Here is a 26,566-nt window from a genome sequence, read left to right on the forward strand (position 1 = left end):
GCGGGCAATTCACGCGATGCATGACGCGTGCCGCAGCGTGGAACGCTCGGCCCCTTATGCCCCTCATGCCTCCTTGTCGGCGGCGAGCACGCGCGGCAGGGTGGCGGCCAGCGCACCGCGCAGCGGCGCGTCCAGGGGGATGCCGAAGCGGTGGATGAGCAGGTCGATGACGGCCTCGGCGTCGTCCAGTTCCTGCTTCTGGACGCTGCCGTCGGCGGCGCGCGCGGCGAACTGGCCGTTGCGAAGCGCCAGGCGCACCCCGTCCACCACCCGCGCCACCATCAGCGTCTGTGTGAACTGGCTGTCTGGATGGGTCGACACGTACCAGTTGCGCGCCACGTAATCGATCTTCGGCTGCGGGGTCAGGTCGAAGCGGTACATCACGCGCCAGTCGTCCGCGCCGGTGCCGTCATCGGACCGGAATTCGAGGTCGTAGGCGTGGAACGCGCTGCTGGCCGACTGCGCCGCCGGCGTGGGCACCAGCCGGAACGGCTGGGCCGGGTCGATCGGCAGAGACAGCGGCAGCGCGCGGTCGGGCGTGGTGCCGCCGAAGCCGACATCGGCGAGATAGCTCTCGTGCGCCACCTCCACGCGCAGCAGCATGTGCGACAGCCCGGTGGGCGGATGGTCCGGCGGCAGCTGCCAGCGCACGCGCGCGGCCAGGGGTACCACGGCATAGCCGAGCGCCTTGAGGGCGGCGCAGAACAGGGTATTGAGCTCGAAGCAGTAGCCGCCGCGCCCTTCGGTGACGAGTTTTTCGAACACGTCCGATAGATCGATCCGTACCGGGCGGCCCGTCAGCGGATTCAGGTTCTCAAACGGGATATGGGCGAGCTGGGCCGCGATCAACACGTCCAGCGCGGGGCGGTCCGGGGTGGCCGGCGCGGTATCGAGGCCGATCCGCGCCAGCCATGCCTGCAGCTGATCGGGCGAGAGCGGGGAGATTTCATCGACGGGAAGCATGGGTATCGCTGTCTCCGTAGGGGGGGCCGGCAGCGGCCCGACGGCGGTTGGTTTGGCGAGAATGCCAGGCTGCGCCGACGGATTCCGCTTGGATTCCGCTTGGATTCCGCTTTGTCAGCGGTGGGGTGGACCCGGGCCGGCGCGCCCACTACTATAAGTCCACAACGCCACCGGCACCGATGCCCCACGCATGACAGGGTCATCCTCAGCCGGGCACCTCTCACAGGAGACGCCCCGTGAAAACCCTGATCGAGCATCTGTCGCACTACGCGGCCTATCACCGCGATCGCCGCAACATCGTCACCCATTTCGTCGGCATCCCGATGATCGTGCTGGCGGTGACCACGCTGCTGGCGCGGCCCGCCATGCCGCTTGGCGAGGGGGCGGCGTTCCTTACCCCCGCCATGGTCGTGTACGCGCTCTCGTGCCTGTTCTACCTGCGGCTGTCGTTCGGCTTCGGCCTCGCCATGGTGGTCATTCTGGCCGTATTCCTATGGGTTGGGGCATGGATTGCCGCGCTGCCCACGGCGGCCTGGCTTGCCTCGGGCATCGGCCTGTTCGTGGTGGGATGGATCATCCAGTTCGTCGGGCACTACTACGAAGGGCGCAAGCCGGCCTTCGTCGATGACCTCGTCGGGCTGCTGATCGGCCCGCTTTTCCTGGTGGCGGAGACCGCGTTCGCGATGGGGCTCGCCCGCGACACGCACGACGCGATGGCCGCGCACGTGCACTGATCGGGTCAGATTCCGAATCTCCGGACACACGCCGCGCACGCCAAAGTGGGGGGACGTACCCCCTCTGCGCGTGCGCAAGGCCTGCTTGCAAGGCCGTTGCTGACGCAAAGCAGCGACAAAACCCGGGGTTTTCACTGGGTTTGACGTACCTCATGTACGAAAACCCCTTGACTTGCGGTACTTTCCGCTATGATTCAGTGCGTACCGGCACCCGTGATTCGCAACGTGCCACTGCGGTGAGACGCAGCGATACGCAGCGATACGCAGCGATACGCCGGGACACATTCTTCAACTCACGTATATCGATATGGCGACCAAAGCGAAACCGACCACGAAGACTGCAACCAAGCCCGCTGCCAAGAAGGCACCGGCAACCAAGGCACCCGTGAAGGCTGCCGCCAAGAAGGCCGCTCCGGCCAAGAAGGCTGCTCCCGCCGCTGCTCCGGCCCCGAAGCCGCTGAAGGACACCTTCAACAAGTCGAGCCTGGTCGCTCACCTGGTAGCTCAGACCCAGCTGGAAGCCAAGGCCGTGAAGTCGGTGCTGGCCCATCTGGAAAACACCATCGTCAGCGCGCTGAACAAGAAGGGCGCCGGCGAATTCACGCTGCCGGGCCTGCTGAAGGTGACCGCGCAGCAAGTGCCGGCCAAGAAGAAGCGCTTTGGCAAGGACCCGTTCACGGGTGAAGAGCGTTGGTTCCCGGCCAAGCCGGCCAGCGTCAAGGTCAAGGTCCGTCCGCTGAAGAAGCTGAAGGACGCCGCGGCCTGATCGCCACGCATCTTTGGTAGTCCTGAAAACCCCACCCGCTCCGGCGCGTGGGGTTTTTTGTTGCCTGGATGCCCGGACGATGAGGGCGGATCAGTACGCCTTGAAGTTGGCCGCCACGCGCTGGCGCAGGAAATCGCCTGCCGAGATGGCCGGGTACAGCCGCGCAGGGCCCTCGATCACCGCCTCGCGGTTGGCCTGGCAGAAGAACGCCAGGCTGTAGCGCGGGCCCATGTACTCGCCCGGCGCGGGGTTGCGCACACGGTGGAAGTTGGACGGCAGGCGGTCATCGCTCCAGCGCATCAGCATGTCCCCGATATTGCACGTGATGACGTCCTCGTCCGGAGCGATGGGCGTCCACGCCTGCGCCTCCATCTCCTTGCCCGGGCAGACCTGCAGGCCGCCCTGGCCCTGGCGCTGGAACAGCAGCGTCAGGCAGTCGAAATCCGTATGGGCGCCGGCGCGCCAGAGTTCGAGCTTGTCCTGCGCCTCGGGCGGAATCGCGTAGTAGTGGAGCAGCCGCAGCGTGCTCTGGTAGTCCGGCGCGGCCGGGTCGTGGGCGCGCGTGAAGAAATCCGGATCGAAACCGAGCTTGTCGGCGAAGCAGGACAGGATCTTCATGCCCACCTCCCAGCACTGGCGCTCGAAGGCCAGCATCGTGGCCTGGAAGCCGGCCAGCTCCGCCTCGCTGGGCCACAGCGGCGCCATGTGCGGGCGGGTAATCTGGTAGGACTCCTTCTGGTCCGGCGTGCCGGTGGACGGCCGCACCTGCGCGCGGGACTCCCAGCCCGCGTTGAGGGCCTTCTGGAGCGGATACTGGCCCTTCACGGCCTCCGGCAGCGCGAAGAAGCGTTCGGTCATGGCGAAGGCTTCGCGCACGGCGGCGAGGTCGATCCCATGGTTCGCTGCCTGGAAGAAGCCGACGTCCACGGCGGCATGCCAGAGTTCGTCGGCGATCTCGGCTTTGCGGCGGGGGTAGTCGGAGAGGTCGATGCGGCGGATCTCGCGCGCGCTGGTCTCGTGGCCTTGCGCACCCATGCGGGATTCGCGGGCCAGTTCGTGGAGGGAGGCGGTGCTGGTCATGATCGTTCCGGAGTCAGGAAAGGTTGGGTGCGGCCCTGCCTTTCGCGCGATGACTGCCGGGGGATCTGACCTGCGGACGATCTCTTGAGCCCCGGTGCCAGTCGCGCAAGGGCGGGGCACGGACGTCAAGAGCAATTTCCTGCCGCGCACCGGGGGTGGGCGGTTGAACGCTTCTACTCTTCGGGGGGTGAGATTGCAGGTTTCGGGCCAGGGGGATGGCGCCGATTTTGGGCCAATTGCGGGCCGATTTGCGCCGGGGTGGCGCACGCCATGCCGCAGGATGGTGCGGCGCGCCCAAAAAAACGCCGGCGCAAAGGCCGGCGTTCAGTTCTTTCCTCCCGCAGCGGGGAGGGCACCACATGACCGCTTACTGCGGTCCCAGCTTGCGGATCAGGGCGTCCAGCTTGCCCATTTCCTCTTCGTTCAGGTCCGTCAGCGGTGCGCGCACCGGGCCGGCGTCGTGGCCAACCAGCTTGGCGCCGGCCTTGACGATCGACACCGCATAGCCTTGCTTGCGATTGCGGATGTCCAGGTACGGCAGGAAGAAGTCGTCGATCAGGCGACCCACGGTAGCGTGGTCGTCCGCCGCGATGGCGCGGTAGAAGTCCATCGCCGTCTTCGGGATGAAGTTGAACACGGCCGACGAGTACACCGGCACGCCCAGCGCCTTGTAGGCAGCGGCGTACACCTCGGCGGTGGGCAGGCCGCCCAGGTAGGCCAGGCGGTCGCCGAGCTTGCGGCGCACGCGCACCATCGCCTCGATCTCACCCACGCCGTCCTTGAAGCCGATCAGGTTCGGGCAACGGTCTACCACGCGTTCCAGCAGGTCGGCGCCGATGCGCGAGTTGGCGCGGTTGTAGACGATCACGCCGCACTTGGTGGCCTTGCAGACCTCTTCAATATGGTTGGCGATGCCTTCCTCGCTGGCTTCGGTCAGGTAATGCGGCATCAGCAGGATGCCGTGCGCGCCCAGGCGCTCGGCTTCCTTGGCGTATTCGATGGCCACGCGGGTCGGGCCGCCGGCGCCGGCCAGGATGGGTACCTTGCCACGGCAGGTTTCCACCGCGGTGCGGATCACGTTCGAATAGTCCTGCTGCGTCAGCGAGAAGAACTCGCCCGTGCCGCCGGCTGCGAACAGGGCCGAGGCGCCGTACGGGGCCAGCCATTCCAGGCGTTCGATATAGGTCGATGGGCGGAAATTGCCCTGTTCGTCAAAGTCGGTCACGGGGAACGAAAGCAGGCCGTCCGAAATAATCTGCTTGAGTTCTTGCGGTGTAGTCATGTCGCTCATCCTGATCGCCACATGGCGAAAATGGTGTGGTTTGTTAATGGGGCAAGGCCCGTTCGATGACCTCGCACCCAACTGCTGAGTGGATTCGAGATAAGTCATCGTACAACTAACAACTTGACGGTGCAAGGGCTAAGGGCACGATTGAGGGAAAACCCCGGCATTTTTGCTGGCACCGGGGGCGGGCACGCGGGGGCTGGCGTCGCCTCGCCCAACCCGGCCGATCGCCCGCCAGACCGCAAGGAGATTGAAAGGGGCGGCAAGTGGCCCGATGCCCGAAAGCAGGGCGGTTCGCACCGTTCTAGGGTAAACGCGCACTGTGTCTGACGGAACCACGTCCCTATAATCGGAGTCGTACGACGACATATCACAAGCCGGTTCCACGCATCCTGCACCCGGTCCCCGGCTGTGAGGAGACCCGATGAACGCAAGCCCCACTTCCAGCGCCGCCGCCGCGACTTCCGCCGAAGGCGCGCGCCGCACCAACGTCCGCTACTGGATTCTCCTGCTTATCTTCATTGTGACCACGGTCAACTACGCCGACCGGGCCACGCTGTCGATTACCGGCCCCGCCATGCGCGAGGAGTTCGGCTTCAGCGCCGTGCAGATGGGCTATATCTTCTCCGCCTTCAGCTGGGCCTATGTGATGGCGCAGATCCCGGGCGGCTGGCTGCTCGACCGCTTCGGCGCCCGCCGCATCTACGCGGCCAGCATCTTCGTCTGGTCGTTCTTCACACTGCTGCAGGGCTGGCTGGGCGTGTTCGCCACCATCGGCTCGGCCATGACCGTGCTGTTCGCGCTGCGCTTCGCCGTGGGCCTGGCCGAATCGCCGGCTTTCCCGGCCAACGCCAAGGTCGTGGCCAGCTGGTTCCCCACCGCCGAGCGCGGCACGGCGTCGGCCATCTTCAACGCCGCGCAGTACTTTGCTGCCGTGGTCTTCACGCCGCTGATGGCCTGGGTCGTCCATAGCTGGGGCTGGCACCACGTGTACCTGTGGATGGGCCTGATGGGCATGGCGCTGGCGCTGGTATGGCTCAAGATCATGCGCAGCCCGGCCACGCACCCGGCGGTGAACCGCGCCGAACTCGCGCATATCGAGCAGGGCGGCGGGCTGATCCATATGAACGAGGGCGCCGGCCAGGGCTCCGAAAAGGCACCGGCGGGCTGGTTCTACGCCAAGCAGCTGCTTTCCAACCGCATGCTGGCCGGCGTGTACCTGGGCCAGTACTGCATCAACGTGCTGACGTACTTCTTCCTGACGTGGTTCCCGGTGTACCTGGTGCAGGCGCGCGGCATGTCGATCCTGAAGGCGGGCTTCGTGGCCTCCCTGCCGGCCATCTGCGGCTTCCTCGGCGGCGTGCTGGGCGGCGTGATCTCCGACAGCCTGCTGCGCAAGGGCTACTCGCTGACCTTCGCCCGCAAGCTGCCAATCGTGGTCGGCATGCTGCTGTCGGTGTCGATGATCGCCTGCAACTACGTAGACGCCGAGTGGCTGGTGGTCGGCATCATGGCGCTGGCCTTCTTCGGCAAGGGGATTGGCGCGCTGGGCTGGGCGGTGGTGGCCGATACGGCGCCCAAGGAGGTCATGGGCCTCGCCGGCAGCATTTTCAACACGTTTGGCAATATCGCCGGCATCGTGACGCCGATCGTGATCGGCTATATCCTCAGCGTCACGGGCTCGTTCAACGGCGCGCTGGTTTTCGTGGGCATCAACGCCCTGGTCACCGTGGTGAGCTACCTGGTGATCGTGAAGGACATCCGGCGCGTGGAACTGAAGCACGCCTGATATAGAGAGAAGACAAGGACCCCCAACATGTCTGAACAGGATTCCCCGGTGGCCGCCCAGGCCGTGGCTGCCGACCCCAAGCCGCTGTACATCCGCATCCACGCCGACGACAACGTGGCCATCATCGCCAATGACGGCGGCCTGCCCGCCGGCACGGTGTTCCCGTGCGGCCTGACGCTCGTGGAACGCGTGCCGCAGGGCCACAAGGTGGCGCTGGTGGACCTGAAGCAGGACGACGCGGTCATGCGCTATAACGTGGTGATCGGCTACGCGCTGAAAGACCTGCCGCGCGGCAGCTGGATCAACGAACGCGTGCTGCGCATGCCCGAGCCGCCGGGCCTGACCGACCTGCCGATCGGCACGCGGGTGCCGGCGCCGCTGCCGCCGCTGGAGGGCTATACCTTCGAAGGCTTCCGCAACCCGGACGGCTCGGTGGGCACCCGCAACATCCTGGCGATTACCACCACGGTGCAGTGCGTGTCCGGCGTGGTCGAGCACGCGGTGCGCCGCATCAAGGCCGAACTGCTGCCGCGCTACCCCAATGTCGACGATGTGATCGGCCTGGAGCACACCTATGGCTGCGGCGTGGCCATCGACGCCCCCGACGCCGTGGTGCCCATCCGCACGCTGCGCAACATCGCCCTGAACCCCAACTTCGGCGGCCGCGCGATGATGGTGAGCCTGGGCTGCGAGAAGCTCCAGCCGGAACGCCTGATGCCGCCCGGCACGATCCCCATCCAGACCGGCGCCGGCGAGGTGCAGGTGGGCGTGGTCTGCCTGCAGGATGACCAGCACGTGGGCTTCGGGTCGATGATCGACTCGATCATGGCCATGGCGGAATCGCACCTCGACGTGCTGAACGCGCGCCAGCGCGAGACCTGCCCGGTCTCGGAACTGGTGGTGGGCGTGCAGTGCGGCGGCAGCGACGCCTTCTCGGGCGTGACCGCCAACCCCGCCGTGGGCTACGCCACGGACCTGCTGGTGCGGGCCGGCGCCGCCGTGATGTTCTCGGAAGTGACCGAGGTGCGCGACGGCATCGCCCAGCTCACCGCACGGGCCGCCACGCCGGAAGTGGCCGAGGCCATGATCCGCGAGATGGACTGGTACGACCGCTACCTGGACCGTGGCCGCGTGGACCGCAGCGCCAACACCTCGCCCGGCAACAAGAAGGGCGGGCTGTCGAACATCGTGGAAAAGGCGATGGGGTCCATCGTCAAGTCGGGCAGCTCGGCTATCTCCGGCGTGCTGTCGCCGGGCGAGAAGCTCAAGCAGAAGGGCCTGATCTACGCCGCCACGCCCGCCAGCGACTTTATCTGCGGCACGCTGCAACTGGCCGCCGGCATGAACCTGCACGTGTTCACCACCGGCCGGGGCACACCGTACGGCCTGGCCGAGGTGCCGGTGATCAAGGTGGCCACCCGCAACGACCTGGCGCGCCGCTGGCACGACCTGATGGACGTGAACGCGGGCCGCATCGCCACCGGCGAGGCCACCATCGAGGATGTGGGCTGGGAGTTGTTCAACCTGATGCTGGACGTGGCCAGCGGCCGCAAGAAGACCTGGGCCGAGCACCACAAGCTCTACAACTCGCTCGCGCTGTTCAACCCGGCGCCGGTGACCTGAGCCGGCCTTACTCGCCGATGATCTGCTTGGTGAACACGGCGCGCTCCATCTCCTGCACGTTCACACTGACCTGCACGCTCTGGCCGGCGCCGGGGCGCACCGCATCGGTGAGGACACCGCACACGGCCTGCGCGATCTGCTTGCGCACGGCCTGCTCGCGCCCATCCAGAATCCAGACCGTGGCGTGCACGAAGGCGCGGTCGCGGTTTTCCGTACCCTGGCGGTAGGTGGTCAGCGTCACGCAGCGGGACTTGATGTCCGGCTCGCCAAACTGGCCGGTGGCCAGCAGCGCGGCGTTGGCTTCATCCAGCAGCTCGTCCTGCGAGCAGGTCAGGCGGGTGTTTTCGGTGATTTCGATGATCAGTTGCGGCATGGCGGGAGCGTCGAAGGATCGGAGGGAAAGCCAGCATCGTACGGCAAACCGGCGCCCTCCGGGGAACCCCTCGGCTCAGGCCGCCACGCCGAACGCGGCCTCGATGCGGCGAATGTGGTCGCGCAGCAGCGGCCGCACCTTTTCCAGCAGATGCGCCGGCGGCACGATGGCGTTCGGGCCGCTGCAGCTGAGCGTCATCGGCGGCAGGGACTGGCCGGGCCGGAAGGCGAGGGCGATGGAGTTGATGTCCGGCAGCCATTCGCCGAACGATGTGGTGCAGCCGAGCCGGCGCGCCTCGTCACGGCTGGCGGAGAGCACGCCCTCGGCGTGGGCCGCGCTGACGCGGTCGTCGGCGCGGAACGCGGTCAGCGCCTGGCGCTGCTCGGCCGGCGGCAGGGCCAGGAGGTAGGCCCGCCCGGCAGCCGTGTTGAGCCCCGAGACGCGGCTGCCCACGGCCACGCGCAGCGTGAGGTAGCTCTCCGACTGGCAGTTCTCGTAGATCAGCATGCGGCCCCGGTCGCGCACGATCAGCGAGGTCACCCCCTGCGAGAGGTCCGCCAGTTCCTGCATGTAGGGCCGCGCCACGGCCAGCACGTCGGCGCCGGGCTGGCCGGCCGGTACCAGCGCCAGCGCGGAACTGCCCAGCCGGTAGCGCACCGGCTCCGTGAGCGCCTGCAGGTAGCCGAGTTCGGTCAGCGTGTGCGTGAGGCGCGAGACGGTCGACTTCGGCAGCCCGCAGCGCTGGGCCAGTTCGGCATTGCCGAGCTCGCTGTCGAAGGCGCGGAAGCACGCCAGCACGTCGAGCCCGCGCGCCAGCGCAGTCACGAAATGGCGGTCTTCCTTGCGGTTGTCCGCCTTGGGCGCGGCGGGCGGGAGGTCGGAGAGGGAATCGGCCTGGCTATCCATGGTGCGTCGCTCAAAGGTTGCCGGCGGCAAGCTGCTCGCGCAGCTTCGCCTTGAGGATCTTGCCGGAGGGCGCCGCGGGCAGCTGCGCCACCACGCGGATTTCGGCCGGCATCTTGTAGGGCGAGAGGCGGTCGCGCAGGAAGGTGCGCAGCGCGGGCTCGTCCAGCGTCATGCCGCCGCGCACCTCGACGAAGGCGATCACTTCCTCGTTGCCCTCGGTAGCCCGGCCCACCACGGCCGATTGCAGCACGGCCGGGAACGCGTTGAGCGACTGCTCGACTTCTTCCGGGTACACGTTGAAGCCCGAGTGGATGATGATTTCCTTCGAGCGGCCGACGATGGACACCGCGCCGTCCGGGTCGATGCGCGCGAGGTCGCCCGTATGGAGCCAGCCGTCGGCATCGATGGTCTGCGCCGTGAGGTCCGGGCGCCGGTAGTAGCCCTTCATCACATTGGGGCCGCGTACCAGCAGTTCGCCGCTGCCGTCGGGCAGCGGGGAGCCCAGGCGGAGCTCCACATCCGGCACCACCGGGCCGACCGAGCAGTCGGTGCGCGGCGCATCCACACGGGTCTGGCACACGGTGGGCGAGGTCTCCGTCATGCCGTAGCCGTTGTGCAGCACGATGCCGAAGGCGTCCTCGAACGAGGCCTTGAGCGACGCCGTGAGCGGCGCGCCGCCCGACTGCGCCATGCGCAGCGACGGCGTGCGCAGCGATTGGCCCTGCGTGCGGCTCCATTCGATCACTTTCGCGTACATGGCCGGCACGCCGTGCAGCACGGTGAGCTGTTCCTCGACCAGCGTGCGCGCCAGCTTCTCCGGGCGGAAACGCGGCTCGTAGTAGACCGTGGCGCCGTTGGACACCGGGCCCACCAGCAGCACGGACAGGCCATAGACGTGCGAGATCGGCAGCACGCCATAGACGCGGTCGCCGGCCTGCACGCGGGCCTGCAAACGGTTGGAATGGCCGATGAACATCAGGTTGGCGTGCGTCAGCATCACCGCCTTCGAGGCCCCCGTGGTGCCCGTCGTATAGATCAGCGCGGCCACCTGTTCGCGGGCCTCGGCGGCCACCGGCTCGGCCACGGCGCTCTCGTCGATGGCGCTGACCAGCAGCTTGCCGACGTGCGGCCACGCCGCCGTATCGGCCCACTGCGCGCCGCGCGCCAGGCCGTGCTCGCGCGCTTCAGGGAAATCGTTGTCCAGATAGAAGGTCACGCGCGCGCCGGCGTGCTCGACGATATTGGCGATCTCGCGCGCCGACAGCCGGGCGTTGACCGGCACCGACCACGCGTCGATGGCGCTCAGCGCCAGTAGCAGCACGGCGCAGCCGACGCTGTTCTCGGTGACCAGCACCACGCGGTCGCCGCCGCGCACGCCGAGCGCGGTCAGCGCCTGGGCGGTCTCGCGCACGGCCAGGTCCAGTTCGCCATAGCGCAGCGCGCGGTGGGCATCCATCACGGCCACACGGTCAGGATGGCTGGCCACCCACGGCCCCATGGTCTGGTGCAGGCGCTGGAAGGCAGGGCGGAAAGCGTTGGATTGGGTGGGGGTGGACGCGTGACCAGAACGGTCCGCGGGCAAGGCGGTACTACGCATGCGTGTCTCCGGGCAAGGCTTCCGGCGTGAAGTCGCCGGTATTGATGCGTCGCATCGTCCCATCGATCCGCGGAAGCTGTCAACCGCAGCGTGGAATCATAGTTCTGCATAGTGGAATTTGCGTTTGGGCTTTTCGCGACATGTCTTCAATGTCTGCGCCCCCGGAACCCGCCAAAATGCGATGCCTGAAAGACAATGCGGATGAGAACGCTTATCATTGCGGCTTTTACGGGATTCGCAGCAACATGAAGCAGGGCATTTCGACCAGTTACCGCGTGGCGGTCGCCTCGCGGGCGATCGCCGGCATCCTGGGCGGCTACGGGCTCGCGGCACTCGCCACGGGCTGCGTCGCGCTCGCGCTGGCTCGCTGGACCGGCATGGCGCGCGCCGAAGCGGTGGTCGCCGCCTCCCTGCTGTCGTTCCTCTGGTACGCGCTGGCCGTAATCTGGGTGTTCGCCGTCGATTCGGCATGGCGCGCGTGGATCGGACTGGCCGTGCCCTGCGCGGTCCTGGGACTGGGCTGGCTGGCCCTGCGGAGCGCGTAATGGCCGAATTGCGAAAGGGGCAGGGGCTGCGCCAGTCGATGGCGTGGCTGCATACGTGGTCGGGCCTGCTGGTCTGCTGGGTGCTGTTCCTCGTCTTCTGCGGCGGCACCGCCAGCTATGTGAAGGACGAGATCACGCTGTGGATGAAGCCCGAGTTGCACGCGCGGCTGGGTGGCGACATCTCCGCCGCCACAACCAGCCAGGCCGCCGAGGGCGCCATCGCCTTCCTCCGCGAACAGGCACCGAATGCCGAGCGCTGGTTCATCAATCTCCCCGACGACCGCCGTTCCACCACCACGGTGTCCTGGCTGCGCCAGCCGCGCCCCGAGGATGCCGGCAAGGGCAACCGCGCCCGGCTGGAGATGCGCACGCTGGACGCGGTGACCGGCACACCCGTGCCCGGCGCCCGCGAGACGCGCGGCGGCGAGTTCCTCTACCGCCTGCATTTCGACCTCCACTACATGTCGGCGATCTGGGCGCGCTGGATCATCGGCTTCTGCACCATGTTCATGCTGGTGGCCATCCTGAGCGGCGTGATCACCCATCGGCGCATCTTCGCGGACTTCTTTACCTTCCGTAGCCGCAAGGGGCAGCGTTCGTGGCTCGATGCGCACAACGCCACCGCCGTCCTGGCGCTGCCGTTCCACCTGATGATTACCTACACCGGCCTCGTGACGCTGCTGTTCATGTACATGCCGTGGGGCGTGCAGGCGGTCTACCAGGGCGACCCGAAGCGGTTCGATGCCGAACTGGGCCTCCGCGCGCCGCGCGTGCAGGCGGCCGGCGTGCCGGCGCCGCTGGCCCCGGTGGGGCCGATGCTGGCGCAGGCGATTGCCCGGTGGGATGGCGTGGCCCCGGCACGGATCAGCGTGGAGCGCCCCAACGACGCCAACGCCATCGTCACGATGACCCGCGATGCGGGGCACAGCCTGTCTTCACTCCGTCCTACCGTCGTGTTCGCCGGCACCACCGGCGCATTCAAGGAAACCTTCGGTGACGATCCGGGCAATGCCAGCGCCACGCGTGGCGTGATGGTGGGCCTGCACGTCGCGCACTTCGCGCCGCCGCTGCTGCGCGCGCTGTTCTTCGCCTCCGGGCTGGCCGGCTGCCTGATGGTGGCGACCGGCGCGCTGCTCTGGGCCGTGAAGACGCGCCAGAGCCATGCACGCACGATTGCCGCCACCGGCCGCACGCCGTTCGGGCTGCGGCTGGTGGAAGCGCTCAACCTCGGCGTGATTGCCGGTCTGCCGATTGCGTTCGCCAGCTACTTCTGGGCCAACCGGCTGGTGCCGGTGGGTATCGCGCAGCGGCCCGACATGGAAATCCGCATGTTCTTCACGGCCTGGGCCATCGCGGCGCTGGTCGCCCAGATCCGCCCGACGCGCGGCATGTGGCGGGTGCTGCTGGGCACCGGCGCCGTACTGTTCGCGGGCCTGCCGCTGCTGAACGCGCTGACCGGCACCGCCCACCTGGGCGTGACGCTGCTGCATGGGCCGGCAGTACTGGCGGGCTTCGACCTGACCGTGCTGGCGATTGGCCTGGGGCTGGGCGCGGCGGCATGGTGGCTTGGGCGCCCGCGTCCCGCGGCACGTGGCGCCGGTGCGTCGGCGCGCACGGGCGCCATGGGGGAGGCGTCATGAGCGCACCCGCCATGTGGCCGGTCTGCGTGGCCGGCATCGGATTTGCCGTGGGCGGCTTTACCTGGCTGGCCCAGACCATCGACCGGCATCACGCCGACATCTTCGGCCGGGGCGTCGAGCCTCTGCCTTCCCGCGTGCGCCGCCTGCGCTGGCAGGGCTGGATCGCGCTCGCACTGGCGCTGGCCGCCTGCGTGGTGGCCCAGGGCTGGGCCTTCGGCGTGATCTATTGGGCCGGCCTGCTCACCGTCAGCGCCCTGACGGTGGTGGGCGCCTTCTCTTATGCACCGCAGGTCACGCCGCGCATCGCGCGCGGCGCGATCGGCATCGGTGTGGCTGCCGCGCTGGCCGCGATCCTGATCGTGCAGGCGTAGCAGTACGAACGAGCGCCGCCGTCAGAGCGACGCCACCATCCAGACGGATACGGGAAAAAACCCGCCCGCCGCGATCCGCGGCGCGGACGGGCATGAAATCGTTTTACTTTGGGAGTGTCACCTTGTCTTATTCCGTACCGCGTGCCGGACGTGCGTCCCGCACGCCGCTGCGCCATCTCGTGGCCGCATTGGCCGCTGCCGGCGTGTTGCCGACCATCGCCTTCGCCCAGGAGGCGGCCCAGCCAGCCGCCACGGCGGAAAGCGCCACGCTGCCCACCGTGACCGTGCATGCCGACGCCTCGGCAGACCAGTTGCCCGCCCCCTATGCCGGCGGCCAGGTTGCGCGCGGCGGCCACCTTGGCGTGCTGGGCAACCAGGACTTCATGGATGTGCCGTTCAGCGTGACGTCGTACACGTCCCAGCAGATCCAGAACCAGCAGGCGCGCAGCATTGCCGGCGTGCTGGCCGACGACCCGGCGATCCGCACCGCCTACGGCTTTGGCAACTTCGCGGACACCTTCGTGGTGCGCGGCTTCCAGCTGACGACCGACGATATCCAGTACAACGGCCTGTTCGGCATCGCGCCGCGCCAACTGGTGGCAACGGAAGGGCTGGAGCGCGTGGAAGTGTTCCGTGGCGCCAGCGCCTTCCTGAACGGCGTGTCGCCCGGCGGCACCGGCACGGGCGGCATGATCAACCTCGTGCCCAAGTACGCCACGGCGACGGACATCACGCAGGCGACCATCGACTATACGAGCGACTCGCAGGTGGGCGGCCATGTGGATGTGGGCCGCCGTTTCGGCAAGAACCGGGAATTCGGCGTGCGCGTCAATGCCATGGCGCGCGGCGGCGATACCCCGGTGGACAACGAAAGCCGCCAGCAGCGCCTGTTCACGCTGGGCCTGGACTACCAGGGCGACGCGTTCCGCGTGAATGCCGACTTCGGCTACCAGAAACAGCGCATCAACCAGGGCCGCAGCACGGTCCAGCTGTCGGGTACGGCCCTGCCGGCGGTGCCGTCCGCCTCGACCAACTTCGCCCAGCCCTGGACGTATTCCGAGCTGGAGGACACCTACGGCACGATCCGCGCCGAGTACGACGTCACCAGGGACTGGACCACCTACGCTGCCTTCGGCGCGCATCACACCAACGAGTTTGGCAGCTACAGCGGCGCGAACGTCGGCAACAACGGCTTTGGCACGGCCACGCGGCTGACCACCCCGTTCAAGCAGGATACGTACACCGGTGAAGTGGGCGTGCGCGGCCGCTTCGTGACCGGCCCGGTCAAGCACACGGTCAACCTGAGCTGGTCCGGTCTGGAGCAGGCGAAATCCAACGCCTTCCAGTTCTCGCCGTCGTTTGCGACCAATCTCTACAACGCGCCGACCGTGCCGTACCCGGCCGCCCCGACCACCGGCAATATGGCCGATCCGTACGTGACGGGCCGGGTCAACATCAATGGGGTGTCGTTCTCGGACACGCTGTCGTTCCTGAACGACCGTGTGCTGCTGACCGGCGGCGTGCGCCAGCAGGTGATGAACATCCGCGGCTACGCAACGGCCACGGGCGTGCAGACGGCGAACTACAGCGAGTCCGCCACGTCGCCGATGTTCGGCCTGGTGGTCAAGCCGCTGCAGAACGTCTCGCTGTACTACAACTACATCGAGGGGCTGGCGCAGGGCGGCACCGCGCCGTCCAATACGGTCAACGCCGGGCAGGTGTTCGCGCCGGCCAAGTCGAAGCAGCATGAAGTGGGCGCGAAGTACGACGCGGGCAGCTTCGGCACCACGCTGGCGTTCTTCCAGATCGAGCAGCCCACGGGCGTGACGCAAGGCAATGTGTTCGCTGTGCGCGACCAGCGCAATCGCGGCGTGGAGTTCAGCGTGTTCGGCGAGCCGCTGCGCGGCGTGCGACTGCTGGGCGGCGTGTCCTATATCGACTCCAAGGTGTCGAACACGGGCAGCGCCAGCACCGAGGGCAAGCCGGGTGTGGGCGTGCCGATCTACACGCTGACCCTGAGCGGCGAGTACGACCTGCCGTTCCTCCCGGGCGCGACGGTGTCCGGCCGCTATATCCAGACCGGCCGCCAGTCCGCCAACACCACCAACACCATCAGCCTGCCGTCGTGGAACCGCTTCGACCTTGGCGCGCGCTACACGTTCAAGGCCTCGCAGCTGCGCTATACGGTGCGCGCGGGCGTGGAGAACCTCGCGGACAAGGACTACTGGGCGTCGTCCAGCGGCGGCGTCCTGGTGATTGGCCAGCCGCGTACCTTCAAGCTGTCGATGACCGTGGATTACTGAGTCCGCAACCAGTCGCGCGGGGACTGGCCGACCTTGGCCAGGAACGCGCGCGACAAGGCTGACGGGTTGGCGTAGCCCAACTCGTCGGCCATCAGTTTCAGCGGCATGCCGTCGCGCAGGCGGGCCTGCGCGAGACTGATGCGCCAGTCGGCCAGATAGTCGGCTGGCGTCTGTCCCACCACCTCCCGAAACGTCGCCGCGAACGCGCTGCGCGACATCCCGGCACAACGCGCCATCGACTCCACGCCCCATGCTTCGCCCGGTGCCTCGTGTACAGCTACCAGTGCCCGTGCCAGGCGCGCATCGGACAAGCCCGTGATCAGGCCCGGCTGGATGCCGGCCTGCCCGGGATGGTCGAGCAGCCAGCGCAGCAGCTGGATCAGCACCACCTCGAACAGCCGGTCGGCCAGCAGGCGCTGGCCGCAGCGCACGCGCTCGGTCTCGGCGAACAGCAGCGCGAGCGCGGGATCGAGCCCCTCCACCTGTGCCAACGGCAGCACGATCAGCGGCGGCAGGGCGCGTGCCAGCGGATTCATTGCCCCGCCATCGAAATCGAGCGTGGCGCAGGTGAACTGGGAGCCTTCCGCCGGCGGATTGTGGAAGGTGTGGACGGTGTAACGCGGATAGAACAGCAGCGATGGCTCCTCGATCACCAGCCGGGTGGGCAGAGCGCTCGCGCCGTGGGTGACTTCGGTGCGCCCCTCGCGCAACACGTGGAGGAAGCCCCGCCCGGCTTCATCGAAGCGGGTGACACCGCAGAGTGGCCCGGCGTGGAACAGGTGCGCGCGGATGCGGAAGCGTTCAAGCAGCGCGGAGAGGCGATCGGGCTGGGATTCTGGCAGTGCGGACATGGGCCTGGACGAAAAGGATTGTTTCGTGGACGAATTGTATCCTTTCGTACGGCGTCTGCGCCCATAGTGGAGACACCCCGGAGGCAGGCGATGAAGCCGGCGCCCGGGAGCCAACCCACTCTTTCTCTATATATATAGGAGTTCATCATGACCGCACGTGTTTCCCTGCCCGACGCCAGCAACGCCCCCGCCGGCAGCACCGCCGCCCTGGCCCAGATCCAGGCCGCCTTTGGCGCGACCCCGCAGATGTTCCGCGCCGTGGCCAATTCGCCGGCCGCACTGCAATCGATGTGGGGCGCGTTCGGCGCGCTCGGCAGCGGTGTGATTCCGGCGCATCTTGGCGAGAAGATCGCCGTGGCCGTTGCCGACCGCAACCGTTGCGAATACTGCCTGGCCGCCCATACGGCCCTGGGCCGCAAGGCCGGCGCCACCGCCGAGGAGATGGTCGCCGCCCAGGCCGGGCGCGCCGAAGATCCCCGCACCGCCGCCGCGCTGACCTTCGCGCTGAAGCTGGTGAACGACCGGGGTCAGGTGACCGACGCCGACGTGGCCCAGCTGCGCGGAGTCGGCTTCGGCGACGAAGAGATCGTGGAAATCGTCGCCCATGTCGCGCTGAACCTGTTCACCAACTACATCAACGTGGCGCTGAACGTGCCGGTGGACTTCCCCAGCGTGAAGCTCAACCCGCGCTAAGCCGTTAAAGCGCGTCTAGCGCAGCAGATTCGACCGCGCCAGTTCGATGACCTCGTCGGCGCGGCCGTTCATCACGGCCTTCATCGCCCACAGGCTGAAGCCCTTGACCTGCTCCGCCTTCAGGGACGGCGGCATTGCCAGTTCCTGCGTGTTGGTCACCACGTCGAGCAGGGCCGGGCCGTCATGCGCGAGCATGGTGGCGATGGCCTCCGGCAGCAGCAGCGGGTCTTCCACGCGCTGGGCATGCACGCCGATGGCGCGCGCCATGGCGGCGAAGTCGGGGTTTTGCAGCGACGTGCCCGACTCCAGGTAGCCAGACGCCTTCATCTCCAGCGCGACGAAACCGAGCACGCTGTTGTTGACGATCACCACCTTGACGGGCAGGCCCTGCTGGGCAAGCGTCAGGAAATCTCCCATCAGCATCGCAAAACCGCCATCGCCGGACAGGCTGATGACCTGCCGCCCCGGATAGGCGGACTGGGCGCCAATCGCCTGCGGCAACGCGTTCGCCATCGACCCATGCGCGAGCGAGCCGATCAGCCGGCGCTGGCCGTTCATGCGCAGGTAGCGGGCGGCCCAGATCGTTGGCGTGCCGACGTCGAAGGTGAAGACCGCGTCCTCGGCGGCCTGCTCGCTCAGCAGGCGGGCCAGGTACTGCGGATGGATCGGCTTGCGGCCGCTGTCGCCGGTGGCCAGGTCGTCCAGTTGGCGGCGCGCGTCACGATAGTGGCGCAGGCTCGCCGCCAGATGGGCCTCGTCGGCCTCGTCGGCCTTGGGGACGAGGCGCGGCAGCAGGGCGTCCAGCGTGGCGCCGACATCGCCGACCAGCCCCATGTCCAGCCGCGTGCGGCGCCCGAGGTTTTCCGGGCGAATATCGATCTGCACGACCTGCGCGCCCTCGGGGTAGAACTGGCGATACGGGAAATCGGTCCCGAGCATCAGCAGCGTGTCGCATTCCTGCATGGCGTGGTAGCCCGAGCTGAAGCCGATCAAGCCGGTCATGCCGACGTCGTACGGATTGTCGTACTCGATGTATTCCTTGCCGCCCAGGGCGTGCACCACGGGCGCCTTCAACGTGGCGGCAAGTTGCACCACCTGGTCGTGCGCGCCGGCGCAACCGCGCCCGCACAGCAGCGTGGTGCGCTGGCTGCCGCGCAGCAGGTTGGCCAGCGCGTCGAGCGAGGCGGCGTCCGGCGTGACCACCGGCGGGCGCAGGGCGATTGCGGCGGGCGCGGACTCGGCGAACGTGCCCTCGCGCAGCGCCACGTCGCCTGGAATCACGATCACGGCCACGCCCCGGCGGCCCACCGCCGCGCGGATCGCGGATTCGAGCACACCGGGCAACTGCTCGACGCTGGTGACGAGTTCGCAGTAGTGGCTGCACTCCCGGAACAACTGCTCGGGGTGGGTCTCCTGGAAGTAGCCACGCCCGATTTCGGCGCTCGGGATATGGGCGGCGATGGCCAGCACCGGCACGCCAGACCGGTGGCAATCGAACAAACCGTTGATCAGATGCAGGTTGCCGGGCCCGCAGCTCCCGGCGCAGACGGCCAGCTTGCCGGTCAGGTGCGCTTCGGCGCCCGCCGCGAAGGCGGCGGTCTCCTCGTGGCGGGTGTGGATCCAGTCGATGTCGTCGCGCTGGCGCAGTGATTCGGTAATGCCGTTGAGGCTGTCGCCGACGACGCCGTAAATGCGTTCGACGCCCACCGCGTGCAGGACGCGGGTGATGAGGTCGGCTGCGTGGTTGGCCATGGTGCTCTCCTTGTGCGATCGGTGCCTGCGAGCGAGGCAGATTTCCAAGGTACAAGGGTAGGCGGTGAGCGACGGCGAGGATAGCGCGCGGGGCCGGTCCTGTCCGATCCGCACGGCGCATCATCGGACAGGACAATAAAAAAGGCCGCCATGGAGGCGGCCTTGCGGGGGCGCGAAGTGTACGTCAGGCGTGCAGCGCGGCCGGTTGCAGCGATTGGCCGGTCAGGCTGGCCACGGCGATGGCCATGGCCTGCTCGCGGGCCTCGGCGGCGGCCGGCGCGGGCATGAAGCGCTCGGGGGCTTCGCGCGCCAGTTGCTGGAGGTGGCGCAGCTTGGCCTGGAGGCCGGGTTCCACGCGCGAATCGGGCGTCACCGTCGACGGGCAGGCCACGCCGAGGATGTCCAGCGCCTGGCGGAAGTTCTCCACCGTCAGGCCCTCGGCCGGGTTCACCTGCACGAGATGGCGGCGCTGCGCTGCCGTCATCGAGGCCGGCGCGGCCGTCGACAGGATCACCCAGCTACCGGGTGCGGCGCGCTGCGTGAACCAGGCATCGATCTCGGCGCCATGACCGCCCGCCACGCGCGGGGTCATGCCTTCCACCTGGAGGTCGAGCTGTTGCAGGATCGCAGCGGGTGTGCCACGACGCCACGCGTCGGACACCACCACGCGGGCGCCGGCAATGCCGAACAGCCGGCGCAGGAAGCCCAGCGCGATCGGATCGAAGAAACGGACATCCCTCAGGGTGCCGCTCGTTGGCGTACCGCCCAGGCGGGCAGCGGAGCGGTCCGAGTAGAGGACGCCGGGTACGTCCAGCATGATGAGGCGTTCAGACATGATTTCCCTGTGGTAGTCGGTGCTGTTTTGGTCGAGACAAGCGTACTCGGCAATTCGGCCTCTGCGGCGCCACAAAACGTGCGTAAGTGCAACAGTTCTGTAACTTCTACACCGGAGGCGTAAATGCCCGTTACCCCTTGTTCTCAAATGTTTCTGCCCGACACACCTGCCTGATGCCGGGGTCGATTCCGGCGCGGATGCGGGCTCAATGAAGAAGAAAACGAGCGCACCTGCGCATCGGTTGACACAAGGCGATTAGGGGAATTACTAGGATTTACCCGAAGCGGGAAGGGGCGGTGGGAATGGCGTTGAAACCCGAGGGCGTGGCTTACCGCTTGCGCAGTAAACGCATTTCGAAATGCTCGAATGATTGCTGGCACGCTGCGCTGCAGAACAGCACGGCGGGGCCCACGGGCTGCTCGCAGCCATGGCAGGCGCCGCACGGCTTGAGCCGTGGCGCCCAGTCGCGGCCCGCCGCGTCCAGATCATCATCAAAGGACGAATCGTCCTGCACTGCCTTGCGTAGCGCCATGCCAGTCCTTGCTGTGCGTCTCGATTGAGAAGCAAGCGAACATGCTAGCCGGGCTGTGGCCCGGAAAGAATCAGCATTCGCTTATTTACGACAGCAAAGACCGGAAACTTTAACAATGGCGTGACATTGGTGCGGTGCAGCGTAGCCGGGCTACTGGAACTGGAAGCGGGACACGTCAGATTCGAGTGCGGCGGCTTCCTCGTCGAGCCGGTTGGCGTGCAGCGCCACGGTGTCCACCAGCGCGCCGTTCTGCGCGCCGGTCTGCTCGAGTTCCGCGAGGGCATCGCCCACGGTGCGGATGCCGGCGGCCTGTTCCTCGGCCAGCGCACGCAGATGCCCCGCGAGGCTGTGGCTGCGGTCGACGGCCGATTCGATCCCTTCCATCGCCGCCACCACGCTGCTGCTGAGGGTGGCGCTGCGTTCGATCTCGCGCGTGGCGTCGCCGACGATGCCGCTGATTTCGCGCGCGGCGTTGGCGCTGCGCTGGGCCAGCGCGCGTACCTCCTGCGCGACCACGGCGAAGCTGCGTCCCGCCGCGCCAGCGCGCGCGGCTTCCACGGCGGCGTTGAGCGCGAGGATGTTGGTTTGAAACGCGATGCCCTCGATCACCGTGACTACCTCGGCAATATTGCGCGAGTGGCCCAGCACGTTGGCCATGGTCCCGTTCATGTCGCGCACCACCGCCATGCCGGCGCCCGATGCGGCGCGTGCCTGGTTGGCCATCGTGCTCGACTCGTTGGCCTGCTCATGCACCTGTTCGACGAGCGCGGTCAGGCGCGTCATGCTGGCCGCCGCGTGGCGCAGGGCCGCGGCCTGCTGCGCGGTGCGCGCCGCAAGCTGCTGGTTGCCGCCGGCAATGTCGCCGCTGGTGGCTGTGATCTCGTGGGCGGATTCCTGAATGCGGGCCAGTACGCCGGCCAGTTCGTCGCGCATGCCGGCCAGGAAGTAGAGCAGGCTGGTCTGATCGTCCTTGCGCAGGGCGATATGCGCGGTCAGGTCGCCACTGGCGATGCGATTGGCCGCCGCTGCCGCGTCGCGCGGCTCGCCGCCGAGTTCGCGCGTCAGGCTGCGTGCCGCGAACCACGCCAGCGCGCCAGCCGCCACGAAACTGGCCACGAGCAGTGCGGCCATCAGCGTCTGCGCGCCGAGCTGGCTCGCGGCAACGCCGGCCACGGTGTCGGCAGCCTGCCGCTCCAGGCCGGCGCGCGTGGTTTCCATCAGCGCGCCGAGCTTTTGCAGTTGCTCGCCCAGGAAGTGGCCATCGACGGAGACGGCGCTGTCGAACTGGAGGGCGTCCAGCGGTTGCTTGTTGATCAGCGCCACATAGCCTTGCATCAGCTCGCCTGCCGCCGCGCGCTCCTTTTGCAGCGCCTGTGCCTGGCGCGGCGCGGCCTGGCGCACGCCGTCCACGGCGGCGTCGAGCTGGCGCATGGCCATCTGGATGTCCGTGCCGGCGGCATCACGCTCGCTGGTGCTCGTGGCCAGCGTCAGCGCGAGTTGCGCGCGGCCCAGTGTGGCCAGCGCGGCCTGCGCGCGTTCCGCCGAGATGGCGCCGCGCATGTCGCGTTGATACAGCGTGTCAGTGTCCTGCTTGAGGGAGACCAGATTGAGGATGCCAATCAGGCCGACCACGGCCCCGAAGACATAGACCAGAATGAACGCCGCGGACAGCCGCGCCGCCAGCGGCAGTCGCACCAGCCGTTGCCACACGGCTTCGCCGCGTGCGCGCGGCAGACTCAGTTGGATGGCTTGCAACACGAAACAGACTCCTGCCGGGATTGGCCCGGCCTTGCCATGACCCGATGCCCGCCGCGTGGCTGCCTGGCCGTGCCGCCCGGTTGTGGTCGGCCGGGGCATGTTCCCGTTGCGGTGCGCCGCCATGCTCGGCGAACGGTGTGACGCAGGCGTGACACCCTCGCACAAGCAGGGGAGAAGCACAGGCCGGGAGGGCCGGTTACGTCTGGAGCAGGGGCTGTCCGGGCGGGGCCGCCAGGTCGGCGCGGAAGGTCTGGTCGAGGATGTCGAGCCGGTAGCCCTGCGCGTAGACGACGTTCACGGTAACGCCGTTGGCCGGGCAGAGGTCGAGCGTGCGCCGCATGCGCGAGACCAGCCCCGCCAGCGCGCGCGAGAGCGGCGGCAGGTCATGGCCCCAGATCATGTGTTCGATCCGCTTGCTGGCCAGGATGCGGCCCGCGTTGGCAAACAGCAGCGTGGCCAGGTCGAACTCCTTCGGCGTCATGGCGATGCGGCGCCCGTTCAGGATGGCAAAGCGGCCCGGGCTGTTCAGCTCGTAGGGGCCGGCGCGCATCGGCAGGTTGTTGCGGAAGCGTGCGCCGCACATGCGCCTTCGCAGGGCGGAGATGCGCGCCAGCAGCACGCGGTTGCTCAGGGCTTCGAGCACGTAGTCGTCGGCGCCGGCGTCGAGCGCCTCGACGAGATCGTTGTCGTTGTTATGCTGCCCGCCGATCATGATGATCGGCATGTCGCGGGCCCGCACGGCGCGCACGGCACGGATCACGTCGATCGCGGAGATGTCGTGCAGGTCGCGGTCGACCAGCAGCATGTCGTAGCTGTCATGGCTGAGGCCGTGGATCAGGTCCCGGCCGGCAAGGAAGAGGGTGCACTGGAAACCCGCAAGGGAGAGCAGGTCCTGGATGGGGTGGAGGCGGGCCGCACGGCTGGCCAGCAAGGCGATGTTGGTCGAAACACTCATGCTACGACTACCAGAAAACTGAAACGGATTGACGGAGAGGAACCGTCAGAGCGTAGCGGCGGCATGCCGGGGCGGACAATCGTCATTCCCTTAAATGTGGGACCGCTGGGAACCGGGTCAGGCTTATCCACAGAACGTGTGGATAACTGGCAGGCGGCCGCAGGCACACCGGCGCCGGCGCGCCATTGCATCGGCGCGCCTAAAAATGAGGCAGGCCAACCGGCATATGGCGATCGGGGGATGCCCTCATGTGACGGGTATGCCAGAATACGGATCAATCCATGTACGGGCCCGCAGCGCCGAACCATCCGCCTATGTTGATGAGTCCTAGCGTGATCGCCGCAGTGATGGTCGCCTTCCATATCGTTGGCGTGATGGCCGCGCTGCATGCCGTGATGACGGTCCGCACCGCACCCGGTGCGATTGCGTGGGCGGGGTCGCTGGTGATGATGCCGTACTTCGCGCTGATTCCGTACCTGATCTTCGGCCGCAGCACCTTCGCCGGCTACGTCAACGCGCGCCGTTTCAATAATGACCGCCTGCGCGAGATCCGCCGTGGCATGACCGCGTCCGAGCGCGAGGCCCTGTCGGCCTGCGTGGTGACGGCACCGGCGCAGGCGTGCATGCGCGCGCTGCCCGGGCTGACCGGCATGCCGTGCCTGGCCAATAACGACGTACGCCTGCTGATCAACGGCGAGCAGACCTTCGAGGCCATCTTCGCCGCCATCGACGCCGCCACGCAGGTGGTGCTGGTGCAGTTCTTCATCGTCCATGACGATGAACTGGGCCGCGAACTCCAGCGCCGCCTGTGCGAGCGTGCCCGCGCCGGCGTGAAGGTCTATTTCCTGTTCGACAGCATCGGCTGCCACGGACTCGGACGCGCCTACATGCGCACGCTCCAGCAGGCGGGCGTGGAGGCGCGGCCCTTTGCCACACATCCCGGCTTTGTCAATCGCTTTCAGTTGAATTTCCGCAACCACCGCAAGCTCGTGGTCGTGGACGGCGCGCGTGCCTTCCTGGGCGGGCACAACGTCGGCAACGAATACCTGGGTGCGCGGGCGCCGCTCTCGCCGTGGCGTGATACGCATATCGAAATTCGCGGCGCGGCGGTGCTGGAGTTGCAGATGGCGTTCGCCGAGGATTGGTACTGGGCCGCGCGCGAGGTGCCGTACCTGATGCTGCCGCCGCAGGGCGATGTGGGCGAGATGATCTGCCAGGTGGTGCCCTCCGGCCCGGCTGACGCGCAGGAGACCTGCTCGCTGTTCTTCGTCGAGGCGATCCAGTCGGCGCAGAAGCGGGTCTGGATCACCTCGCCATACTTCGTGCCGGACGAGGCAGTATTTGCGATGCTGCGCCTGGCCGTGCTGCGAGGGGTGGACGTGCGGATTCTGATTCCGTCGCGCCCGGACCACCTCGTGGTGTACGCGGCGTCCACCATCTACGCCTACCAGGCGGTGTGCGCGGGCGTGAAGGTCTACCGCTACCAGCCCGGCTTCCTGCACCAGAAAGTCATCCTGATCGACGACGAGGCGGCCGCCGTGGGCACCGCCAATCTCGACAATCGCTCGTTCCGGCTCAATTTCGAGATGATGGTGATGACCGCGCATCCGGCATTCGCGCGGGACGTCACGCGCATGCTGGAGGCCGACTTTGCCGAGGCGCGCGAGATCAGCCGCGACGAGTTCCTGGCCTCGCCCGCGCTGCTCCGGGTGGCGATGCACGTGGCCAAGCTGTTCGCCCCCATTCTCTGAACGGCGCCGCTGCCGACGTTGTCCACGTTGGCGCTGGCGCTATTTGTGTACACTGTCTACTATACATAGCAGAATGAGTGGACGATGTCCACATGGGAGTTTGACATGAGCCGAGTCGCCGCCACGCCGCCCACGCGGAGCACTTATCGACATGGCGATCTACGGCGTGCCTTGCTCGAGGCCGGGATCGACCTTGCACGCACCGGTGGCCCGGAGGCCGTGGTGCTGCGCGAAGCCACGCGCCGCGCGGGCGTGGTGCCGAATGCCGCGTACCGTCACTTCGCAAGCCGGCAGGACCTGTTGCAGGCGGTGCGCGCCGCCGCGCTGTCCGGCCTGGCCATGGCCATGGAGACCGAACTGGCCACGCTGCCCGCCAATGCCTCCGCCGCCGAGCGCGCGCGCGGGAGCCTGCGCGCGGTCGGCGCGGGCTACCTCCGCTACGCACTGGCCGAGACCGGCCTGTTCCGCACCGCATTCTCGGTGCCGGACGACGTGGAGGATGACCCGGACCCCGCCAAGGCCGGTAACAGCGGCCTCAACCCTTTCCAGTTGCTGGGCGCCGCGCTAGACCTTTGGGTCGATGCGGGCCTGCTGCCTGCGGCCCGCCGGCCCGGCGCCGAGTATGTGGCCTGGTCCGCCGTCCACGGGTTAGCCATTTTGTTGATCGACGGCCCCCTGCGCAGCCGCGCGCAGGAACAGGCCGGCATCATCGGTGCGCGGCTGCTGGACATGGTGGAGAACGGCCTGACAGTGGCCTGAGACCAAAAAAAATGCCACGTGGCGGGGACCACGTGGCATCCAAGTAAAAGAATGCCAGCGAGGGGTCAACTCTGGCACTCCATCGGGTGCCTGCATTGCACAGGCGGGGCCAGTGTAAGAAGACGATTCTGATTCGTGAATAGGAATAGTCCGAAAATGGATTTTCGCCGCGCAAATACTGTCTAATCCCCATGGGGCGACGGTCGAAGTCGCCCTCGGCTTTGATGCAGGTCAATGGGAGTGCACGATGAATCGGGCGCGCGGTTGGATGATGGCGGGCATTGCGGGCGCCACATGGTTGCTGGGCGGCTGCGTGGCATATCCCGGCTATGACACGACGGGCTACTACAGCAGCTATCCGTCCGGCTATGCGTCGTCAGGGTATTACGGCGGCTATTCCAGCGGCTATCCCGCCTATGCCTACGGCTATCCGTATGGCGGGTATCCGTACTACCGGCCCTGGTATGGCGGCTTCTACGGCAGCGTCTGGTATGGCAGCGGATATCGCGGCTACTACGGGCGTGGGTATCGGGGCTATTACGGGGGCTACCGCGGCTACCGCGGGGGAAACGGTGGTTACCACGGCGGCTACCACGGCGGCTATGGCGGCTACCGTGGCGGTGGCCATGGCGGCGGAGGAAGAGGTGGCGGTGGCCGTGGCGGTGGCGGTGGCGGTGGCCGGCGCTGAGAGCCAGTGCCCCGGCG

The 26,566-nt window shown here is 67.6% G+C and carries 24 protein-coding genes; 12 read left to right on the top strand and 12 right to left on the bottom strand.

Features of this window, described 5'->3' with window-relative positions; all coding sequences use genetic code 11:
• Nucleotides 1-63: 63 nt before the first annotated feature.
• On the bottom strand, nt 64-963 hold the full coding sequence (locus tag SB751_RS13640) for an arylamine N-acetyltransferase family protein (protein WP_211942650.1): 900 nt from the start codon (nt 961-963) through the stop codon (nt 64-66).
• Between the two features lie 236 nt (nt 964-1,199).
• On the opposite strand from SB751_RS13640, the gene SB751_RS13645 reads away from it, so the two are divergent.
• Nucleotides 1,200-1,697, top strand: coding sequence for a DUF962 domain-containing protein (locus SB751_RS13645; RefSeq protein ID WP_211942649.1), 498 nt, complete (start codon nt 1,200-1,202; stop codon nt 1,695-1,697).
• Between the two features lie 307 nt (nt 1,698-2,004).
• Nucleotides 2,005-2,463 carry an HU family DNA-binding protein gene (locus SB751_RS13650; protein WP_092296638.1) on the top strand — a complete coding sequence of 153 codons (459 nt, stop codon included), beginning with the start codon at nt 2,005-2,007 and terminating at the stop codon, nt 2,461-2,463.
• A 90-nt stretch (nt 2,464-2,553) separates the two neighbouring features.
• Here SB751_RS13650 and SB751_RS13655 read toward each other — a convergent pair whose 3' ends face one another.
• Nucleotides 2,554-3,543: an isopenicillin N synthase family dioxygenase gene (locus SB751_RS13655; protein ID WP_410748125.1), complete on the bottom strand. Its 990-nt coding sequence runs from the start codon at nt 3,541-3,543 to the stop codon at nt 2,554-2,556.
• Between the two features lie 367 nt (nt 3,544-3,910).
• Complete coding sequence (kdgD, locus tag SB751_RS13660) at nt 3,911-4,825, bottom strand: 5-dehydro-4-deoxyglucarate dehydratase (RefSeq protein WP_144198262.1); 915 nt, start codon at nt 4,823-4,825, stop codon at nt 3,911-3,913.
• A 427-nt stretch (nt 4,826-5,252) separates the two neighbouring features.
• On the opposite strand from kdgD, the gene SB751_RS13665 reads away from it, so the two are divergent.
• Nucleotides 5,253-6,617, top strand: coding sequence for an MFS transporter (locus SB751_RS13665; protein ID WP_144198263.1), 1,365 nt, complete (start codon nt 5,253-5,255; stop codon nt 6,615-6,617).
• A gap of 27 nt (nt 6,618-6,644) precedes the next feature.
• The gene (garD, locus tag SB751_RS13670) at nt 6,645-8,240 is read left to right on the top strand and encodes a galactarate dehydratase (RefSeq protein ID WP_144198264.1); all 1,596 of its coding nucleotides are present in this window, start codon (nt 6,645-6,647) and stop codon (nt 8,238-8,240) included.
• A 7-nt stretch (nt 8,241-8,247) separates the two neighbouring features.
• On the opposite strand, the gene SB751_RS13675 is transcribed toward garD, so the two are convergent.
• The 3 genes from SB751_RS13675 to SB751_RS13685 form a co-directional block, all read right to left on the bottom strand.
• The gene (locus SB751_RS13675; RefSeq protein WP_144198265.1) at nt 8,248-8,613 is read right to left on the bottom strand and encodes a 5-carboxymethyl-2-hydroxymuconate Delta-isomerase; all 366 of its coding nucleotides are present in this window, start codon (nt 8,611-8,613) and stop codon (nt 8,248-8,250) included.
• A 75-nt stretch (nt 8,614-8,688) separates the two neighbouring features.
• On the bottom strand, nt 8,689-9,519 hold the full coding sequence (locus SB751_RS13680; protein ID WP_144198266.1) for an IclR family transcriptional regulator: 831 nt from the start codon (nt 9,517-9,519) through the stop codon (nt 8,689-8,691).
• A gap of 10 nt (nt 9,520-9,529) precedes the next feature.
• Entirely contained in the window at nt 9,530-11,116 is a 1,587-nt protein-coding gene (locus tag SB751_RS13685; protein ID WP_410748126.1) for a class I adenylate-forming enzyme family protein, read from the bottom strand.
• Between the two features lie 176 nt (nt 11,117-11,292).
• Here SB751_RS13685 and SB751_RS13690 point away from each other — a divergent pair, with 176 nt between their 5' ends.
• The 4 genes from SB751_RS13690 to SB751_RS13705 all read left to right on the top strand — a co-directional run bounded on the left by SB751_RS13690 (nt 11,293) and on the right by SB751_RS13705 (nt 15,975).
• A complete protein-coding gene (locus SB751_RS13690) occupies nt 11,293-11,661 on the top strand; it encodes a DUF3649 domain-containing protein (protein ID WP_313817088.1) in 369 nt (122 codons plus the stop codon).
• Complete coding sequence (locus SB751_RS13695; protein WP_410748127.1) at nt 11,661-13,301, top strand: PepSY domain-containing protein; 1,641 nt, start codon at nt 11,661-11,663, stop codon at nt 13,299-13,301. Before SB751_RS13690 ends, SB751_RS13695 begins: the two co-directional genes overlap by 1 nt.
• Complete coding sequence (locus tag SB751_RS13700) at nt 13,298-13,672, top strand: DUF3325 domain-containing protein (protein ID WP_244844436.1); 375 nt, start codon at nt 13,298-13,300, stop codon at nt 13,670-13,672. The genes SB751_RS13695 and SB751_RS13700 overlap by 4 nt, the downstream gene beginning before the upstream one ends.
• 122 nt (nt 13,673-13,794) lie before the next feature.
• Complete coding sequence (locus tag SB751_RS13705) at nt 13,795-15,975, top strand: TonB-dependent receptor (protein ID WP_410748128.1); 2,181 nt, start codon at nt 13,795-13,797, stop codon at nt 15,973-15,975.
• On the opposite strand, the gene SB751_RS13710 is transcribed toward SB751_RS13705, so the two are convergent.
• On the bottom strand, nt 15,969-16,826 hold the full coding sequence (locus SB751_RS13710) for an AraC family transcriptional regulator (protein WP_144198269.1): 858 nt from the start codon (nt 16,824-16,826) through the stop codon (nt 15,969-15,971). The genes SB751_RS13705 and SB751_RS13710 overlap by 7 nt on opposite strands.
• Before the next feature lie 147 nt (nt 16,827-16,973).
• Between SB751_RS13710 and SB751_RS13715 the strand changes: the two genes are divergently transcribed.
• Nucleotides 16,974-17,519 carry a carboxymuconolactone decarboxylase family protein gene (locus tag SB751_RS13715; RefSeq protein WP_211942632.1) on the top strand — a complete coding sequence of 182 codons (546 nt, stop codon included), beginning with the start codon at nt 16,974-16,976 and terminating at the stop codon, nt 17,517-17,519.
• 15 nt (nt 17,520-17,534) lie between these two features.
• Here the strand turns inward: SB751_RS13715 and poxB are convergent, their stop codons facing one another.
• From poxB to SB751_RS13740, 5 genes are all read right to left on the bottom strand, one after another.
• Nucleotides 17,535-19,271, bottom strand: a complete 1,737-nt coding sequence (poxB, locus tag SB751_RS13720; RefSeq protein WP_410748129.1) for a ubiquinone-dependent pyruvate dehydrogenase — start codon at nt 19,269-19,271, stop codon at nt 17,535-17,537.
• 184 nt (nt 19,272-19,455) lie between these two features.
• The gene (locus SB751_RS13725) at nt 19,456-20,106 is read right to left on the bottom strand and encodes an HAD domain-containing protein (protein ID WP_144198272.1); all 651 of its coding nucleotides are present in this window, start codon (nt 20,104-20,106) and stop codon (nt 19,456-19,458) included.
• Between the two features lie 328 nt (nt 20,107-20,434).
• Nucleotides 20,435-20,638 (bottom strand): hypothetical protein, encoded by a 204-nt coding sequence (locus SB751_RS13730; protein ID WP_144198273.1) that lies wholly within the window; start codon nt 20,636-20,638, stop codon nt 20,435-20,437.
• A gap of 150 nt (nt 20,639-20,788) precedes the next feature.
• Entirely contained in the window at nt 20,789-22,396 is a 1,608-nt protein-coding gene (locus tag SB751_RS13735; protein ID WP_186296846.1) for a methyl-accepting chemotaxis protein, read from the bottom strand.
• Nucleotides 22,397-22,592: 196 nt separating this feature from the next.
• Nucleotides 22,593-23,351, bottom strand: a complete 759-nt coding sequence (locus SB751_RS13740) for a response regulator transcription factor (protein ID WP_144198275.1) — start codon at nt 23,349-23,351, stop codon at nt 22,593-22,595.
• Between the two features lie 314 nt (nt 23,352-23,665).
• Between SB751_RS13740 and cls the strand changes: the two genes are divergently transcribed.
• The 3 genes from cls (at nt 23,666) to SB751_RS13755 (ending at nt 26,549) form a co-directional block, all read left to right on the top strand.
• A complete protein-coding gene (gene cls, locus SB751_RS13745; RefSeq protein ID WP_410748130.1) occupies nt 23,666-25,102 on the top strand; it encodes a cardiolipin synthase in 1,437 nt (478 codons plus the stop codon).
• 105 nt (nt 25,103-25,207) lie between these two features.
• On the top strand, nt 25,208-25,861 hold the full coding sequence (locus SB751_RS13750; RefSeq protein WP_144198277.1) for a TetR/AcrR family transcriptional regulator: 654 nt from the start codon (nt 25,208-25,210) through the stop codon (nt 25,859-25,861).
• A 247-nt stretch (nt 25,862-26,108) separates the two neighbouring features.
• The gene (locus SB751_RS13755) at nt 26,109-26,549 is read left to right on the top strand and encodes a hypothetical protein (protein ID WP_410748131.1); all 441 of its coding nucleotides are present in this window, start codon (nt 26,109-26,111) and stop codon (nt 26,547-26,549) included.
• Nucleotides 26,550-26,566: the final 17 nt, after the last annotated feature.

The organism is Cupriavidus sp. SIMBA_020 (genome assembly GCF_046535395.1).
In the GTDB taxonomy this organism is placed as follows: domain Bacteria; phylum Pseudomonadota; class Gammaproteobacteria; order Burkholderiales; family Burkholderiaceae; genus Cupriavidus; species Cupriavidus campinensis.